General features: G+C 48.5%; 17 protein-coding genes. 11 read left to right on the top strand and 6 right to left on the bottom strand.

Annotation, left to right across the window (positions count from 1 at the left end):
* The first annotated feature begins 1 nt into the window (after window position 1).
* Window positions 2–1,879, top strand: coding sequence for a RagB/SusD family nutrient uptake outer membrane protein (locus tag DN748_RS10765; protein ID WP_112371831.1), 1,878 nt, complete (start codon window positions 2–4; stop codon window positions 1,877–1,879).
* 124 nt (window positions 1,880–2,003) lie between these two features.
* Here DN748_RS10765 and apaG read toward each other — a convergent pair whose 3' ends face one another.
* Window positions 2,004–2,390, bottom strand: a complete 387-nt coding sequence (gene apaG, locus DN748_RS10760; RefSeq protein ID WP_112371830.1) for a Co2+/Mg2+ efflux protein ApaG — start codon at window positions 2,388–2,390, stop codon at window positions 2,004–2,006.
* A gap of 175 nt (window positions 2,391–2,565) precedes the next feature.
* Entirely contained in the window at window positions 2,566–3,846 is a 1,281-nt protein-coding gene (locus tag DN748_RS10755; RefSeq protein ID WP_112371979.1) for a type IX secretion system plug protein, read from the bottom strand.
* A 335-nt stretch (window positions 3,847–4,181) separates the two neighbouring features.
* On the opposite strand from DN748_RS10755, the gene DN748_RS10750 reads away from it, so the two are divergent.
* The 6 genes from DN748_RS10750 to nqrF are packed head-to-tail and all read left to right on the top strand — an operon-like array spanning window position 4,182 to window position 10,091.
* On the top strand, window positions 4,182–5,525 hold the full coding sequence (locus DN748_RS10750) for a Na(+)-translocating NADH-quinone reductase subunit A (protein WP_112371828.1): 1,344 nt from the start codon (window positions 4,182–4,184) through the stop codon (window positions 5,523–5,525).
* A gap of 10 nt (window positions 5,526–5,535) precedes the next feature.
* Complete coding sequence (locus DN748_RS10745; protein ID WP_112371826.1) at window positions 5,536–6,699, top strand: NADH:ubiquinone reductase (Na(+)-transporting) subunit B; 1,164 nt, start codon at window positions 5,536–5,538, stop codon at window positions 6,697–6,699.
* Window positions 6,700–6,701: 2 nt separating this feature from the next.
* Window positions 6,702–7,403, top strand: a complete 702-nt coding sequence (nqrC, locus tag DN748_RS10740) for an NADH:ubiquinone reductase (Na(+)-transporting) subunit C (RefSeq protein ID WP_112371825.1) — start codon at window positions 6,702–6,704, stop codon at window positions 7,401–7,403.
* A gap of 12 nt (window positions 7,404–7,415) precedes the next feature.
* A complete protein-coding gene (locus tag DN748_RS10735; protein ID WP_112371824.1) occupies window positions 7,416–8,129 on the top strand; it encodes an NADH:ubiquinone reductase (Na(+)-transporting) subunit D in 714 nt (237 codons plus the stop codon).
* Window positions 8,130–8,158: 29 nt separating this feature from the next.
* The gene (gene nqrE / locus DN748_RS10730; protein ID WP_112371823.1) at window positions 8,159–8,773 is read left to right on the top strand and encodes an NADH:ubiquinone reductase (Na(+)-transporting) subunit E; all 615 of its coding nucleotides are present in this window, start codon (window positions 8,159–8,161) and stop codon (window positions 8,771–8,773) included.
* Between the two features lie 19 nt (window positions 8,774–8,792).
* Window positions 8,793–10,091: an NADH:ubiquinone reductase (Na(+)-transporting) subunit F gene (nqrF, locus tag DN748_RS10725; RefSeq protein ID WP_112371821.1), complete on the top strand. Its 1,299-nt coding sequence runs from the start codon at window positions 8,793–8,795 to the stop codon at window positions 10,089–10,091.
* Between the two features lie 293 nt (window positions 10,092–10,384).
* On the opposite strand, the gene DN748_RS10720 is transcribed toward nqrF, so the two are convergent.
* Both DN748_RS10720 and DN748_RS10715 read right to left on the bottom strand, forming a co-directional pair.
* Window positions 10,385–10,798, bottom strand: coding sequence for a DUF6691 family protein (locus tag DN748_RS10720; RefSeq protein ID WP_112371820.1), 414 nt, complete (start codon window positions 10,796–10,798; stop codon window positions 10,385–10,387).
* Between the two features lie 58 nt (window positions 10,799–10,856).
* Window positions 10,857–11,414 carry a YeeE/YedE family protein gene (locus DN748_RS10715; RefSeq protein ID WP_112371818.1) on the bottom strand — a complete coding sequence of 186 codons (558 nt, stop codon included), beginning with the start codon at window positions 11,412–11,414 and terminating at the stop codon, window positions 10,857–10,859.
* A 160-nt stretch (window positions 11,415–11,574) separates the two neighbouring features.
* Between DN748_RS10715 and DN748_RS10710 the strand changes: the two genes are divergently transcribed.
* Both DN748_RS10710 and DN748_RS10705 read left to right on the top strand, forming a co-directional pair.
* Window positions 11,575–11,934: a Na(+)-translocating NADH-quinone reductase subunit F gene (locus DN748_RS10710; protein ID WP_112371817.1), complete on the top strand. Its 360-nt coding sequence runs from the start codon at window positions 11,575–11,577 to the stop codon at window positions 11,932–11,934.
* A 25-nt stretch (window positions 11,935–11,959) separates the two neighbouring features.
* Window positions 11,960–12,949: an FAD:protein FMN transferase gene (locus tag DN748_RS10705; RefSeq protein WP_112371815.1), complete on the top strand. Its 990-nt coding sequence runs from the start codon at window positions 11,960–11,962 to the stop codon at window positions 12,947–12,949.
* 670 nt (window positions 12,950–13,619) lie between these two features.
* On the opposite strand, the gene DN748_RS10700 is transcribed toward DN748_RS10705, so the two are convergent.
* Both DN748_RS10700 and map read right to left on the bottom strand, forming a co-directional pair.
* A complete protein-coding gene (locus DN748_RS10700) occupies window positions 13,620–14,393 on the bottom strand; it encodes a class I SAM-dependent methyltransferase (protein WP_112371814.1) in 774 nt (257 codons plus the stop codon).
* 41 nt (window positions 14,394–14,434) lie between these two features.
* Entirely contained in the window at window positions 14,435–15,253 is an 819-nt protein-coding gene (gene map, locus DN748_RS10695) for a type I methionyl aminopeptidase (protein ID WP_112371813.1), read from the bottom strand.
* A 162-nt stretch (window positions 15,254–15,415) separates the two neighbouring features.
* Between map and DN748_RS10690 the strand changes: the two genes are divergently transcribed.
* Window positions 15,416–16,309, top strand: a complete 894-nt coding sequence (locus tag DN748_RS10690; RefSeq protein WP_112371811.1) for a PPK2 family polyphosphate kinase — start codon at window positions 15,416–15,418, stop codon at window positions 16,307–16,309.
* Between the two features lie 150 nt (window positions 16,310–16,459).
* Window positions 16,460–17,827: a M20/M25/M40 family metallo-hydrolase gene (locus tag DN748_RS10685; RefSeq protein WP_112371810.1), complete on the top strand. Its 1,368-nt coding sequence runs from the start codon at window positions 16,460–16,462 to the stop codon at window positions 17,825–17,827.
* Window positions 17,828–17,884 lie beyond the last annotated feature (57 nt).

Below are 17,884 nucleotides of genomic sequence, written 5' to 3'. Positions count from 1 at the left end.
AATGAAAAGAACAAGTATAAATACTATATATGGATATATTGTCATCACGCTGTCGGTCATGGTATCGTGCAGTGATGATTTTGTGGATACCAAACCCCTGAATGAGGTACCGGATGAAGATGTCTGGACCGATGAGGCACTTACCGAAGGCTTTGTCCTCGATATATACAACGGCTTCGGACAGGGCGGACTGGATGAGCAGATGCAGGCTTCGCTTACGGATGAGGCCCTGTTTACCCATCCCGGAAGGGGGATCAATACCATTAACGAATCCCGTTCGAACCCCTCCGACCAGGGATGGATCAACGGTAGTTACAGCTGGGAAAATATGTATAAGTATATCCGTGCGGCAAATGTGGCGCTGGAGCACCTGGAGGAACCCATGTTCGACAACCCGGAACTGGTAGAGCGGATCAAGGGAGAAGCTCATTTTATGAGAGCCTTCCTGTACCAGCAGTTGTTGCGCTATTACGGGGCGGTACCTTTGGTAGACCGGGTCTATGAACTCAGGGAAGACGATTATACGATCCCCCGGAATACCTTTGAAGAATGCGTGGATTTTATCGTTGCAGATTGTGACAGGGCCGCACAATTGCTGGAAGGGCATCCGGAGGTAGACGGAAGGGCAACCAGGGCGGCAGCGCTGGCCCTCAAGGCCAGGGTATTGGTCTATGCGGCCAGCGACCTGCACGATATGGCTGCGGCAGCGGCCAGTTCTTCCGTGATCGCCGGGTACTCCAACCCGGAATACCTGGGGTATACCTCCGGGAGCAGGACAGAACGGTGGGAAAAAGCCAGGCTTGCGGCAAAAGAGGTGGTCGATATGGACCTCGGATATAAACTGGACCTTACGGCGCCCGTATCTCCCGAAGAAGGAAAAGAAAACTATATAGCCCTGTCCCTCGGGGGAGGAAGTGCCCTGGCAGACCCGGCTGCCAAAACAGAATTGCTTATGGGCCGGTTCTTTGTGGATGAAAAGGACGAGGGGGGAGCCTGGGTAGGGCGTAACAATGGCCCGAACGGTTACCACAACTGGTCCGGGAATACCCCTACCCAGAACCTGGTAGATGATTACGAGATGATAGACGGGAGCCGTTTCGACTGGGATAATACCGCTCATGCAGCAGCGCCCTATACCGACCGCGATCCGCGTTTCTACGCTACTGTACTCCACGACGGGGCCGACTGGAAACCGCGTACGGACGATGTGGCGGAAAAAGACTCACTCAACCAGATCCAGGCCGGAAGCTATGAGATCCTCAATGAATCCGGGCAGAAAATCACTTATTACGGACTCGATACCAGGAACAGTTCGATAGAAGACTGGAACGGGAGTTATACCGGGTATACCATGCGTAAGTTCATAGATCCCGACCCGGCCATCGTAGACCAGAACACCAGGCAGCAGATTCCCTGGCCGGTACTGAAATATACCGAAGCCGTATTGAATTATGTGGAAGCCTGTATAGCGCTCGGGGAAGAAGAGGAAGCCCGTAACTGGCTTAACAAGATACGCTTCCGTTCCGGGATGCCTGCCGTGTCTGATTCGGGTGAGGACCTGAAAGAGCGGTACAGGAACGAAAGAAGGATAGAGCTCGCTTACGAAGAACATCGCTTTCACGATGCCCGGAGATGGATGATAGCCCCCGAAACCCTGGGGCAGCAGGTAAGGACCATCAGGGTGTCCGGAAAACTCAAACCGGGTGCCGATGTGCGGTTGTACCACTACGATCCGGAGAGTTACGATTATGAGTATACCCCGCAGACACTGGACCCGGGTATTGAGAATCGTAACTGGCAGGACAAGATGTATTTTATCTCCATTCACAGGGATGAAATGAACAGGAATGATAAACTCGTGCAGAATCCTGGTTATTGAGTTATTGGGTTATTGGGTTATTGAGTTGTTATCTGAACAGCTTGATAACCTGATAACCAGTAACCAAATGGCAATTTCATTGCTTGCCGGAACCTGTAAATTTCAAGTCGTTTTCTGTAGCGGTTTAGTTGAGTGCAAAGGGAGCGCAGAGTTTAAAGGTAGGGATGTAGACCCGGAACTTGCGTGTTGTGGTAAAGTTTACCATATTGTAATGCCCCCTCATGGCCCCAATGGGCGAGGTCAGCAGGCATCCTGAACTGTAGGTATGGGACTCTCCGGGTTTTAAAACGGGTTTCTTGCCTATAACACCTTCTCCTTCTACATATTCCGGATGGTTGAGGGAATCGATGATCTGCCAGTGCCTTGAAGTGAGCTGTACCGAGTCGTTGCTCTGGTTTTCTATGGTAATCCTGTAACCAAAAGCAAAATGCACCCTGTAGTTCTTGAAGAAAGTACCTTCAAAACTGGTGATGACCGTAATTTTAATCCCTTTGGTTACTTGTGTGATCATAGAAAAATTAAAATTTTTTAGCCATAATCAGGGACCAGTTGTGTACTGTGTGTAATCCCCCTGCAAACAAAGATACAAAATTAATTTAATGATATTCAGTTTGCGAATAAAAAAATAAGGTCACGGGAGAAGCATCGCCAAAGGCGTTATATACGGGGATGTACCTGGTGCAAAGCTAATTGGAAATATTGACCGAAGAAGCGCTGCCCATACCGATCAGGCTGTCGTACGTATCGCCGAAATTGCGGTAATACACCAGGATGAGATAGTTGTTTTCCGTTTCGAAGTGATTTCCGTTAATATAGGTATAGTCGACCCCGTCGGGTCCCTTCATGACGTACTTGTAATTGTAAAACCCCTGTTTCAGCCTGATGGTTGCTTCGAGCCTGCCGTTCCGGTCATTCAGGGACATCCTGTTGTCTTCATCCAGCTCGTAGTTGTTGAATTTTCCGTAAACATAAACTTCATTCAGACCGATCTCGCTGCTGTATTCCAGGCTGAAGTGAACGTCGGCATAATCGGCTTCGGTATCACTGTCTCTCGCGTTGCCGTCTGTGGTCCTCACCCGGAAATCACCGTTGATGTCAGGGTTGTAGGTATAAGGTTTTCCCTCCTGTACGGTCTGGGTAAAGAGGTGGGTGTGATACAGGTCGCGCATTTCGGTGCCTGCTATGGTGTTGGTAGAGGCCCGGATTTCCTTGTTGTCGAAGTAATTGTATTCGTTGCCCCCGTCAAAGGTGGTTTCCTTGTCGTATTTGTATATGAGCTCATTGCCGGAATGGAACTGTGGTTTTAACCCGGTAATGGCAGTGTTCCAGTTGTAATTCTGGAGAATGACCACCTTCACTTCCTGCCGGGGGTTTACCAGTGGCGTACCGTTGTTCCTGATGGTGAACTGTACAACCTGCTTTTTATCGATAACCGGCAATTCCCTGGAGCGTTTGATCACTGCTCCTACCAGTACCTGTTCTTTGTAGACCACAAACCTCCTTGAAAATTGCAGTTCGTCCCTGTTGTTGTATATGCTCAGGACATAATTGCCGGATAGTTTTAGTCCCGTCCGGGTATTGGGAAGTGTAAGTTCGTAATGGGAATACGGCTGTAAGGTGGTCACCGAATTCCTGTAATTGAGAATACGCTGATTGTCCATACCCTTGAGATATTGAGACCGGAGCAGGTCTGACGGGGTCCAGTCATAATTACAGTGAACGATCCGGTAATAATAGTCGCTCTCACTGGCATTGAGGTCGTCAAACGAGAGCGTAAAAAGATCCCCTGCCCGGATCACCGGGAACTGGCCATTCCCGTTTTCTCCGTCACCTTTAAAAACGATCGACCGGATATGGGAGGGAGGCTTTTCTTCTGTCAGTACCTGGGCGTGTGCTGCGGGGCATGCCAGTGCAAAAATGCCCAGCAACAGGAAGCAGATACCGTTTGTGTTTTTTATGGCAATCATGAGGTAAATATATACATAAAAAAGAAAAACGGAAGGGTATGGGAACTTTTGCATATCCCGGCCTGTTTCCGTTAAAATAAACAGAATGTGATATGGTTTTCAGGAAAAAAGGCGGAATTGGCAAAAACGGATTGTTTAAGGAAAAGATGAGGAGGCGGGTTTAGGGGGTAAGTAGCCCGATTTTACGGGATAAGAGCAGGTATTTCTCCATTGTTTAGAATGGATATAAATAGATAAAACAGTCCTTCATCCAACGTAATAAATACACCATAAATTTATAAATTTGCGTGAATTTTTGAATAACGCAGTATTTTTCAAAACAATCCAATTGTAACATGTCCAATGACATTCGCATCAGAAAAGGTCTGAATATCAATTTGAAAGGGGAAGCGGAGAAGAAGATTTCCGATGCTCCCCGCTCCAGGACCTTCGCATTAAAACCCGCTGATTTTCATGGAGTTACTCCTAAAATGGTAGTAAAAGAAGGAGCGCAGGTAAAAGCGGGCGACCCGCTTTTTTATTCCAAGTACAGTGAGAAGGTTAATTTTGTGTCTCCCGTTAGCGGTACGGTTTCCGAGATCCGGCGGGGAGCAAAACGCCGTATACTCGAAGTAGTCATCGCGGCAGACGGGCAGGATACCTATAAGGAATTCGGTTCCAGGGATCCGAAGGAGCTCTCTTCGGAAGAGGTGAAGGAGTTTCTGCTCGAAAGCGGATGCTGGCCTTTTATACGTCAGCGTCCTTATGATATTGTGGCCAATCCGGAGGATACTCCCAAGGCTATTTTTATTTCGGCCTATGCCACGGCACCCCTGGCGGCAGATACAGATGTTCTGCTGGAAGGAAAGGAAGAAGATTTTCAGGCCGGGATCGACGCCATATCGAAGTTGACCGGGGGTAAGGTACACTTATCCGTTGGCAAACAATCGTCTTCTTTTCTGAATACTGTAGAGGGCGTGGAACTTCACCGTGTTTCCGGTCCGCATCCTGCGGGGAACGTAGGTGTACAGATACACCGTATAGACCCTATCAATTCCGGAGAACGGGTATGGGTGATCAACCCGGAAGATGTGGCGATTATCGGAAAAGTATTGCGTACCGGTAAATTCGATGTCACACGTACGGTAGCCCTGACCGGTTCGGAAGTTGCAAATCCGCAGTATTACAGGGTGAAAACAGGATCAGCGGTAAGTGCTCTTGTACCTGATGCTACTGCTGATGTGAGAATTATAAGCGGCGATGTACTTACCGGGACCCGGGTGTCTGCCGGTGGTTTTATCGGGTTTTATTCCAGTACCGTAACGGTGATACCGGAAGGGAACGAATACAGGATGTTCGGATGGCTGCCTTTTAAGGACAACAACATACCCAGTATGCACCATACATCCTTTTCATGGCTGTTCCCCAAAAAGAAATATGTGGTCAATACCAACCTGAACGGTGAAGAAAGGGCCCTGGTGGTTACCGGGGAAATGGAGAAGGTCCTGCCTATGGATGTGTATCCCATGCAATTGCTGAAAGCCTGTATGGCAAACGATATCGAGAAAATGGAGAATCTGGGGATCTACGAAGTGGCGCCGGAAGACTTTGCCCTGGTGGATTATGCGTGTACCTCCAAGATCGAGGCGCAGGATATTATCAGGCAGGGACTTGATTTAATGATTAAAGAAGTAGGTTAATCGGTAAGATATGAAATTTTTAAGAACGAAAATAGACCAGCTGAAAAAGCCCTTTGGAAAAGGGGAAAAGTGGGAGAAATTTGCTCCTGCGATCAATGCTCTCGATACGTTTCTCTATGTGCCCGATCACGTGACCAGGAAGGGAGCGCATATACGCGATGCGGTAGACCTGAAAAGAACGATGATCACGGTGGTGATCGCACTCCTTCCGGCATTGATATACGGAATCTACAATACGGGATATCAATACCTGTACCAGGTAAGCGGTGGAGAAGTAGCCTTTATGGATGCCTTTCTGCACGGGTTGTGGAAGGTGCTGCCCATTATCGTGGTATCGTACGGGGTAGGATTGGCCATAGAGTTTGCCTTTGCGGTTTACAGGGGGCACGAGGTCAATGAGGGGTTTCTGGTTACCGGAATGCTTGTCCCCATGATCATGCCCGTGGATATCCCGCTCTGGATGGTGGGATTGTCTGTGGCTTTTGCAGTTTTAATAGGAAAGGAAGCCTTTGGCGGAACGGGGATGAATATACTGAATCCCGCATTACTGGCCAGGGCTTTTGCTTTTTTTGCCTATCCGACATATATGTCAGGTAATAAGGTATGGGTTTCCGAAGCTTCCCATGTCGACGGGGTTTCGGGAGAAACCATCCTCGGAAGCCTGGCTGCCGGACACGATATTCACTTCAGTATGTTTGACATGTTCAGCGGGGCCATTCCCGGATCTATAGGAGAAACGTCCGTCCTGTGGATACTGGTAGGGGCCGGCATTCTCATACTCACGGGTGTGGGGAGCTGGAGGATCATGCTGGGAGGCGTTATAGGTGCGGCTATCATGGGGCTCCTGTTCAACCTGTGGAGCGCCAATGCCCTGATGAGCTTTCCCTGGTATCAACACCTGATGATCGGAGGTTTTGCCTTTGGTATCGTGTTTATGGCTACCGACCCGGTTTCGGCGGCCCAGACTACCCGGGGGAAATGGATATACGGTATACTTATCGGTTTTCTGTGTATTATGATCAGGGTGTTCAACCCTGCATACCCGGAGGGTGTGATGCTCGGCATATTGCTCATGAACGTATTTGCACCTACCATAGATCATTATGTGATTGAGGCCAATATAAAAAGAAGAAAGAAAAGATTGACTGCGTCCAGAAAACTTAAAACTGCCTAATGATGAACAGAGAGAGCAATTCATATACATTTATCTTTGCCATAGGTATGGTCGTCATTGTCGCCTTTTTGCTGGCATTTGCTTCGACTTCACTTAAGGACAGGCAGGGAGAGAACGTAGAGAAAGAAAAAATGCAGAACATTCTCAAAACCATCGGAGTAGATGTGGAGAGGGATGCTGCCAAAGAGAAGTACGGAGATTATATCAAGGAGGAACTTTCACTGAATGCCGACGGGAGTGTCGATGAAAATTCGGAAGCCTTTGAGATAGATCTCAACAGGGAGCTCAAATTACCGGTGGAGGAACAGCATTTTCCGATATATATTGCGGAGGTAGAAGGAGAGAAGTTTTATATAGTACCGCTTCGGGGAGCCGGATTGTGGAATGCGATCTGGGGGTATGTTTCCCTTAAGGAAGACCTCAATACCATTGAAGGGGTCAATTTTGACCATGCCGGTGAAACACCGGGGCTTGGTGCGGAGATCACCACTTCGTGGTTCCAGGCACAGTTCGAAGGCAAGAAGATCTTTGATGAGAATGATGAACTTGTCGGAGTTACCGTTGCCAAGGGCAGCGGTACGAAGGGAGATAACGCGGTAGATGCTATTTCCGGCGCAACCATTACCGGAGATGGGGTGACAGCCATGATAAAAGAGCGCTTATCCCATTATCTGCCGTATTTTAAAAAGGAAAGAACGCAATAATAATGGCATGCCATGAGTAAAAAAGCAAAAAAATCACCGATCATCCTGTTTGTATCCGAGGAAAAGGAACCTCTTTTTTCCAAACAGAACAGGAAACTGATCACCGATCCGTTAAATGATGACAACCCCATTACCGTTCAGGTACTGGGTATATGTTCGGCCCTGGCTATTACCGTGCAGTTAAAGCCGGCATTAGTGATGAGCCTCGCCGTAATGGCGGTACTGGCTTTCAGTAACGTTATCGTATCCATGATCCGGAATTTTATTCCCAGCCGTATACGTATTATCGTACAACTGGTGATCGTGGCTGCCCTGGTAATCCTGGTAGACCAGGTGCTGAAAGCTTATGCCTATGATGTGAGTAAACAGCTTTCTGTTTTTGTCGGACTTATCATTACCAACTGTATCGTGATGGGACGCCTCGAGGCTTTTGCCCTGGGGAACGGCCCCTGGAAATCTTTTCTCGACGGTATCGGGAATGCCGCAGGTTATGGTTTTATCCTGATACTGGTGGCTTTTTTCCGCGAATTACTGGGTTCGGGAAAACTGTTCGGTTATGAGGTGCTCGGTCATAAGGGGGTAACCCTTGCCGAGTCTACCGGGCTTTATGCGCTGGGGTATGAGAACAACGGATTTATGCTGTTCCCGCCGATGGCCCTGATCGTTGTCGGGATTATCATCTGGGTACAGCGCTCTAAGAACAGAGAACTAATAGAAAAAGAATAGGGAGGGTCTCCTCTGAAAAACCTGTAGAAATGGATTACGTAAATCTTTTTGTAAGGAGTATATTTATCGAGAACATGATCTTTGCCTACTTCCTGGGTATGTGTTCTTACCTTGCAGTATCAAAAACCGTGAAAACCGCTGTTGGTCTTGGGGCTGCTGTTGTTTTCGTACTGGCTATTACCGTTCCGGTAAACTATCTTCTGGACAATTATCTCTTAAAGCCCGGAGCGCTTTCCTGGCTGGACGAGAGCTATAAGAATGTCGACCTGAGCTTTTTGAGCTTTATCATGTTTATCGCTGTTATCGCTTCGATGGTTCAGCTGGTGGAAATGATCGTGGAGAAATTTGCCCCGGCACTGTATGGCGCACTGGGTATATTTCTGCCCCTGATTGCCGTAAACTGTGCTATTCTCGGAGGATCACTCTTTATGCAACAGAAAGACTTCGGAGGTGTCGGAGAGTCTGCCATATACGGTGTTGGTTCCGGGATCGGCTGGTTCCTCGCCATATTGGCCATAGCCGCTATTCGTGAGAAAATTACATACTCCAATGTGCCCGCGCCGCTCCGTGGATTAGGGATAACCTTTATCATTACGGGGCTTATGGCTATAGGGTTTATGAGTTTTATGGGAATTTCATTATAAATTGTTTTATATTTAGAGTATGGATTATTCAGTAATCATAGCGAGTATTGTAGTATTTCTGCTGTTGATCTTGGTACTTGTGGCCATCCTTCTGGGGGCCAAGGCCAGACTGGTACCTTCAGGGCCGGTAACCCTCCATATCAACGGGGAAAAGGATGTGGAAGTATCGTCGGGTAATAGCTTGTTGTCTACCCTTGGAAATAATAAGATATTTTTACCTTCTGCCTGCGGGGGTGGGGGTACCTGTATCCAGTGTAAGTGCCGGGTACTGGAAGGGGGCGGAAATATTCTGCCTACCGAAGAACCTCATTTTACCCGTAGGGAAATTGCAGAAGGATGGCGACTGGGATGCCAGGTAAAGGTAAAACAGGATATGACCATTGAGGTGCCTGAGGAGGTATTTGGTATAAAGAAATGGGAAGCGGTAGTGGTACGTAATTATAACGTGGCCTCTTTTATCAAGGAATTCGTGGTTGAAATTCCTGAAGATATGGACTATCAGCCCGGAGGATATATCCAGATAGAGATCCCCAAATGTTTGGTGGAATACAAGGATATCGATATAACGGCCCACCCCAAGGAACATCCGGGAGAACCGGAGAAATTTAAGATGGAATGGGACAAGTTCAACCTCTGGCCGCTGGTGATGAAGAATGATGAAACCGTGGAGAGGGCGTATTCCATGGCCTCTTATCCTGCCGAAGGTAGGGAGATCATGCTTAATGTCCGTATTGCCACACCACCCTGGGACAGGGCCAAAAATGGCTGGATGGATGTAAATCCCGGAATAGCCTCATCTTATATTTTTTCTAAAAAACCTGGTGATAAGGTGGTGATTTCAGGACCTTACGGAGAATTCTTTATTAACCCTTCGGAAGCTGAAATGTTGTATGTAGGTGGAGGTGCCGGTATGGCCCCTATGCGTTCGCACTTGTATCACCTCTTTAAAACACTTAAAACCGGGAGAAAAGTGAGTTACTGGTATGGAGGGCGTTCTAAGAGAGAACTTTTCTACCTGGAACACTTCAGGGAACTGGAAGAGGAATTCGAGAACTTCAAGTTCTATGTAGTACTGTCAGAACCCCTTCCGGAAGATAACTGGAAGGAAAAGAAAGGCGTTGACGATGAAGAAGGAGATGGTTTTCTCGGATTTGTACACCAGGCGGTGATCGATAAATATCTGGAACATCATGAAGCCCCTGAAGATATCGAATTCTATTTCTGCGGACCGCCATTGATGAATAAGGCCGTAGAAAAAATGTGTGATGATTTCGGAGTGCCGGCGGAGAATGTCCGTTTCGATGACTTTGGAGGATAATTAGAATCATATATTTTAAGATATAAACCGGTATGCCCTTGGTGTTACCGGTTTTTTTGTGGAATGGCGTGCATCCACTTGCCGAACCATTAGTACTGCTTCGTACGGCATTACAGTCTCATCAGCCACAAAGCAGGGCCATCCGCAGGGGATGGCCTTTTCCGGAGCTTTCGGATTGCTAAACCAAAATGAGAGTTAAATTGCTCCGGTACCTGCTTCGGGAATATAATGGTAAACCGAAGTTGAAGTTTTTTGAATGGAATATATGCTTTACGGACCTGTTTGGTTTCGGTCTAATGAGGTAATTTATCCTTCAGGAGGCCGTAAACAAAGGTTCCGGCCAGGGCGCCTGTAATGACCATTCCCATACTCCAGAAACCGGCACCAAACAGTATAAACATGGGCCCCGGACAGGCGCCTGCCAAAGCCCATCCCAACCCGAAGAGCATACCCCCGGCAAGATATCGGGTAATGCCTTTGTCTTTGTCCTGTATCTCGATGATGTTTCCGTCAGTGTCCCTTACTTTCCTGCGTTTGAAAAACTGAATGCCAATAAGCCCGGTAATTATGGCAACGGTGATAATACCGTACATGTGAAAGGACTGGAAGTGGAACATTTCATAGATCCGGTACCAGGAAACAGCTTCAGATTTGGTAAGTACGATCCCGAAAAATATGCCTGTGAGGAGAAATTTGAAATATTTCATGCGAATAATTTTAGATTAAGGTATTTTATAAGCGGGTTGCAGGTTTGAATCATAACGATCAGAAGATAAGCGGTAATATCAGGTGTGACATCAGCAGTCCGCCGATAAAAAAACCTATGACCGCTATAACCGAGGGGAGCTGCAGGTTACTGATCCCGCTGATGGCATGCCCGGAGGTGCAACCTCCTGCATATCTCGCCCCGAAACCTACCAGGAAGCCCCCTCCGAGGAGAATGAGCAACCCTTTTGGGGTTAAAGCCTGTTCCATGCCGAACAGGGCATCGGGCAATAACCTGCCCTGTGGCGCATCGATATTCATCCGGGCCAGTTGGGCCACGGTATCCGGGTTGAGATCTACCCCGCTTCCGTCAGACAGGAAATGAACGGTGATAAACCCTCCGATCATGGCCCCCAGAACCACGGCCAGGTTCCAGCGCTGGGCTTTCCAGTCGAAACGGAAAAATCCGGCAAATTTTCCGCTTCCCAGAACAGCGCACATGGTGCGCAGGTTGGACGACATGCCAAAATTCCTGCCCATGTAAATAAGAAGCAGCATTACTGCTCCTATCAGTACCCCGGAAACATACCAGGGAAAAGGTTTGAAGATAAAATCCATAATACATCAGGTTATTCAAAACAAATGTACGTACATCTTTCAAAGCGTTCTGTAACTGCGGTTACATATTGAATGGTCAGGATATTATTCCGGAACATATACTCAATAACCCATTAACCTAATTCCCCCTTTAACCCAACAATTAAGTATCTTTGCAGCTATGGAAATGCTAAACGAACAGGAATTACATCGCCTGGCCATGAATATTGTGGGCAAGCAGCTGGAATCCGACGGTTTCGAGTTTCTGGGGGTAAACAGTAAACTCGGGGTGAACCCCCAGTTTGTCTGCCTCAGGAATAAAAAACTGCACTTTATAGTGGTAAAGGCAGTGCTGTACCCGGATAACCCGGTAAAATACGACCTTTCATTTATGGAAACCATCAGGGAACACGCACTGAAGTTTAAGGCCAGGACATATTATGCCGGGGTCGGCATTGCCAATGCCGAAGACTATGAAAAACCGGTGATAAGAGGAGAAAAATATATTATAAATTATGACGGGATACAGGAAATTGATTAGCGGCGCAACAATATTGTTCTTTGTAATGACAATTTTTCCGGGATGCCGGAACGGGGAAGGAGCCCCATCGCTCCATGTGATCACCGGGGAGGCACAGGGAAGTACCTATGCGGTACGCTATGTTTCAGGCAGTGGTGAAGACCTGAAACCGGCCGTAGATTCCATACTGCTGGCCATAGACATGTCGATGTCGGCATACCGGCCGGATTCTGATATTTCCAGGATCAATGCCGGAGACAGTACGGTAGTGGTGGATGATAACTTCCGGAACGTTTTTGAAATGTCCCGTACCATATGGGAAGCATCGGATGGAAGTTTTGATCCCACCATAGGCAAACTGGTACGTGCCTGGGGTTTCGGCCCCGATCACAAGCGCATGGCCCTGGACAGTACAAAAGTAGACAGCCTCCTGCAGTATTGCGGCTTCGACAAGGTAAGGCTTACCCCGGAAAACAGGATATATAAGGACAGGGAGGAGATCACGTTCGATTTTAATTCCATCGCCCAGGGATATACCGTGGATGTCATTGGAGATTTTTTAAGGGACAGGGGGATCGGGGACTACGTTGTGGAAGTTGGCGGTGAACTGGCGGCACACGGGAGAAATACGGTGCAGGACCGGAACTGGCTAATTGCCATAGATGATCCGTTGCACGCCGATGGGGTGGAAAGGAGTTTTATCGCCAAAATAAAACTCGAGGATCTCGGAATGGCCACCTCGGGAAATTACAGGAAAACCATTACCGACACCATCACCGGGGAGCAATACGTACATACCGTAGATCCCATTACCGGGTATACCAAAAAGGGCAATGTACTGAGTGTTACCGTACTGGCAAAGACCTGTATGGAAGCCGATGCCTATGCGACCACCTTCATGGTCATGGGACTGGAACGGACAAAGGAATTTCTCCGTAAAAAACCGGAAATACAGGCCTATATGCTCTACCTGGACGAGAATAATACCATGCAGAAATATACAACCGCAGGGTTTGAAGACGTTCTGGTCGATTGAAGATGGTTTGATCCTGGGTTGGGATTCTTCGGCTTCGCTCAGAATGACAGGGGATTGTCATCCCGACCATCGCGGAGGGATCTCCGGTTTTTCGGTAATGCTGTTGAAGTTCCTTTGAGCTGGGATGGAGATTCTTCCCTCCGCTGCGCTCCGCTACCCATGACGTATCTATGGTAAGTTGCTCCATTTCAAAAACTCCCCTCTTCAGACGAAGAGGGGTGGGCAGCTACGCTGGCCGGGGAGTTTTGACCGGCCTGAACTTTGGCGTATATCCCCAAAGGTTTGGGATTAATCCTTATGATCCGGGCTTTCAAAACCCTCCGTCTCATCGAAGATGAGCCACCTCCCTTCATCTGAAGGGAGGAGTTATGTGTAGGTTTATCAAATTTGATCTATGAAGACAAAAACGTCATCTCCATTGATGCGGTTGACCAAACGTTAGGTCTCTGAATGACAGGGCTTTGTCATTCCGACGATAGGAGGAATCTCCGGGGCTTCCGTTATGCTGTTGAAGTTCCTTATGTGCCTGGGGGTAGATTCCCTGCCTGCCGGACAGGCGGGTTCACTTCGTTCTGAATGACATTTGATGAGCCCAACCAGCAACTAAGAACTAAAAACTACGAACTAACAACTAAGAACTACAAACTAAAAAACTATAAACTCCCCCCTCTTAATCCCCAGGCTTGTAACAAACCGGGATGATTTCTCCCGGGGCCAGGGCATAGCGGGTTATCATTTCCTGGGGCAATGTTCTGGTGTAATCTACTTCATCCACTTTAAACCCGATGCTGCGGAGCCTGTCAAAATAATCCCGGCCGTACACACGCACATGGTCGTACTGTCCGAAGATCCGGGCCCGTTTTTTGGGGTCGGTGATGGAGTCGTCTTCAAAGGTCTTTTCCCGGTGCAGGTCCTGGGGAACCTGGAAGATGCCCATGCCTCCCGGTTTTATGACCCGGTATAATTCCTGCATGGCCCTGGTGTCGTCCGGGATGTGTTCCAGTACATGATTGCAGAGGATGACATCAAAGGTATTGTCTTCAAAAGGAAGGTCGCATATATCCGCCTTGATATCGGCCAGTGGAGATTCGAGGTCCGTAGTCGTATAATCGAGGTTATCCTGCTTTCTGAACCTCCTGTAAAAAGCCTGTTCCGGCGCGAAGTGCAGTACCTTTTTCGGGGCGGAAAAAAAATCGGTCTCCTCTTTCAGGTAAAGCCACAGCAACCGGTGCCTTTCCAGCGACAGGGTACCGGGGGCGAGTACGTTTTCCCTGGGAGATTCATAGCCATAGGGCAGAAAGGAGCGATAGCTTTTCCCGTCTATGGGATCGGTATAATTATTCCCCCGCATTCCCGCGGCCAGCACCGGTTTTACCCAATAGCTCGCCCTGATAAGCAGAGGTCTCGGGACGATCCGCAATATGGTTTTAAACAGTTTTTTCATATCGTTCTTTCTCCGGAAAGGAGAAGGTAAGGGCGATTGTATTACAATACCAGGGCCTCCTTGCGGAATTCGTTTTCCTCTTCGCTGCGGGTACCCAGGGCCTCGTAGATATAGGCAAAGGTCGATAAGAGTTCGGGCTTGCCGTCCACTATGGCCACATCGTGCTCGAAGTGGGCGCTGGGCTTGCCGTCTGCCGTGAGTATCGTCCATCCGTCACGCAACTGTCTGATGCGTTGCGTACCCATGTTGATCATGGGTTCTATGGCAACCACCATTCCTTCGGAAAATTTCTTTCCCCTTCCACGTTTGCCATAATTGGGCATTTTCGGATCTTCGTGCATTTTGGCTCCCAGACCGTGCCCTACCAGTTCGCGAACTACTCCGTATCCTTCCTTTTCGCAGTATTGCTGTATGGCATACCCCACATCACCGACCCTGTTCCCGGCCCTGAACTGCCGGACGCCTTCGTATAGTGATTCTTTCGTGATACGGAGCAGCTTCTTCACTTCATCACTGACTTCTCCCACTTCAAAGGTATAGGCGTGATCCCCGTAAAAACCGTTTTTCTTTGCCCCGCAGTCTATCGAGATGATATCTCCTTCTTTCAGAGGGGTATCGTTGGGAATACCGTGAACCACCTGTGCATTCGGGCTCATACACAGGGTGTTCGGAAAATCGTAAAGCCCGAGAAAACCCGGTTCCGCCCCGTGGTCCCTGATAAACGCTTCAGCCAGCTTGTCCAGGTGCAGGGTAGTGACCCCCGGTTTTACCTCGCCGGCCAGCATGCCCAGGGTTTTGGAAACGATCAGTGCACTCTCCCGTATGAGTGCAATTTCTTCCGGTGATTTTATGTGGATCATGACTCTTGTTGTTTTATTAAAAAAATCCGCAGTGGAATACGTGTAAATTTGTGAGGGCAAAAATAGGAATTAATCTGCAAACAGGCCGGATAGTAATACGGATTCCCTCGTGAATACGGGTATTTGGTAAAATTCCTTTATCTTTAACCGTAAACTATTCTTATGGAAAAGATCAGCACTTCCGATTATGTCGTTACCGGAAATATATCCCTTAAGGACCGGGCAACACTAAATACCCTCGGAGCTTCTGAGAAGGACCTGAAAAAAGCATTGGAAAAGGAACGCAGGAAACTGGCCGAATTCCAGGATCGTATGTATGCCCACGGAAAATACGGGGTGTTGATCTGTATCCAGGGCATGGATACCGCCGGGAAAGACAGCCTGATCAGGGAAGTATTTAAGGATCTCAATGCCAGGGGGGTAGTGGTGCACAGTTTTAAGACCCCTTCTGCTGCCGAACTTCGCCACGATTACCTCTGGCGCCATTATATCGCCCTGCCCGACCGTGGAAAATTCAGTGTGTTCAACCGTACACATTACGAAAATGTACTGGTCACCAGGGTGCACCCCGAATATATACTGCACGAGAATATCCCGGGTATCCATACCGCCGATGACATAGGAAAGGATTTCTGGGACCGGAGATTTGAACAAATCAATAACTTTGAAAGGCATATCGTGGAAAACGGGACCATCGTCTTCAAGTTCTTCCTGCACCTGTCAAAAGAAGAACAGCGGAAACGGCTTCTCAGGAGGCTGAACAAGAAGAACAAGAACTGGAAATTCTCTGCCGGCGACCTCGACGAAAGAAAACTGTGGGATGTATACCAGAAATACTACGAGGAAGCCATAAACCACACTTCCACGGATACTGCGCCCTGGTATGTGCTGCCTGCAGATAGTAAAAAAGCCTGCAGGCTTATTCTGGCCGGGATACTGTATGATGAACTGAAGAAGTACGCCGACGTAAAAGAGCCCGAACCGGATGCGGAAACCCTGGCCAATCTCGAAACCTATAAAAAACAGCTGGAGCAGGAAGGCCATGCCGGGCATTAATGAATATATTTGACCGGAAATCAGAAACGCGAAGGCGAAGATTGTTTTTACTTCCGGCTTCGGACTTCGGATTTCCGACTCCAACCAAAACAGGCTTAAACAAAATTAAACACCACATTTATTGTTTGTAAATAACTTGAATTTATTCGAATGAAAAAACTACTCTTTCTCGTACTTCTGTTCTCTTTTTGTGTTTATGGACAGACTGAAGATGAAAAACAGCTCAGGGCGATTTATGACAAGGCACTGCTGGATGCCAGGGGATATGACTGGCTCGAACATTTGTCCAATCAGATCGGCCCGAGACTTTCCGGGTCGCTCAATGCGGAACGGGCGGTGACCTATATGCGTGAACAGCTGGATTCTCTCGGGCTGGACAGGGTATGGCTGCAACCGGTCATGGTGCCCAAATGGGTAAGGGGTATCCCGGAGGTCGCCTATATAGAAACCTCCCCGGGAATGACCAATAATGTGCCGATATGTGCTCTCGGGGGATCGGTAGCTACACCGGCCGGCGGGCTGAAGGCCAAAGTGGTGGAAGTGCAGGGGCTGGAAGACCTGGCCGCCCTGGGAAGAGAGAAAATAGAAGGCAGGATCGTATTCTATAACCGTCCCATGCAGGCCAATCTGATCGAGACTTTTGAAGCCTACGGCGGATGTGTCGACCAGCGTTATTCCGGTGCGAGGGAAGCAGCAAAATACGGAGCTGCAGGAGTTATAGTGCGCTCCATGAACCTGCGGCTGGACGATCTGCCGCATGCGGGGGCCATGAGTTACGGAGACCTGCCGGCAGAGCAGCGAATCCCCGCAGCGGCTATCAGTACCAACGGGGCGGAATTGCTGAGCGGAATGCTAACACTCAATCCCGAGATCAATTTTTATTTTAAACAGAATTGCAGGCAGCTGGCCGATGTGCAGTCATACAATGTTATCGGAGAAATAAAGGGCAGCGAACACCCCGGAGAGGTCATGGTGGTAGGCGGTCACCTGGACTCCTGGGACCTGGGAGACGGGGCGCATGACGACGGAGCGGGATGCGTGCAGAGTATGGAAGTGCTGCGGTTGCTTCGGGAAACGGGATACAGGCCTAAAAGAACGCTCCGTGTGGTGCTCTTTATGAATGAGGAAAACGGTTTACGGGGAGGGAACAAGTATGCCGAAGTGGCCCGTGAAAAGAATGAAAAGCATGTTTTTGCCCTGGAAAGTGACGCCGGAGGATTTACCCCGAGGGGATTTACCCTGGAGTGTACGGACGAGCAGTACGAGCTGATCCTGAACTGGAAACCCCTGTTCGAACCTTACCTGATCCACCTGTTCCAGAGAGGGTACAGCGGGGCGGACATCAGGCCGTTAAAGGGAGGAGACCTGCTTCTCGCAGGATTGCGGCCGGATTCCCAGCGGTATTTTGACCACCATCACGCTGCTAATGATACTTTTGAACATGTCAATAAAAGGGAGTTACAGCTCGGCGCCGCCACCATGGCTGCACTGGTGTACCTGGTGGATAAATATTTGTAATGGATACTTAAAAAACAGGCGATTTAAAATAAACGTGGAGGAAGAGGCCCGTTAGCA

Origin of the sequence: Sinomicrobium soli (assembly GCF_003285545.1) — a bacterium.
Classification (GTDB): domain Bacteria; phylum Bacteroidota; class Bacteroidia; order Flavobacteriales; family Flavobacteriaceae; genus Sinomicrobium.
The sequence above is the reverse complement of the archived record's forward strand: the minus strand, read 5'-3'. Positions and strand labels throughout refer to the sequence as shown.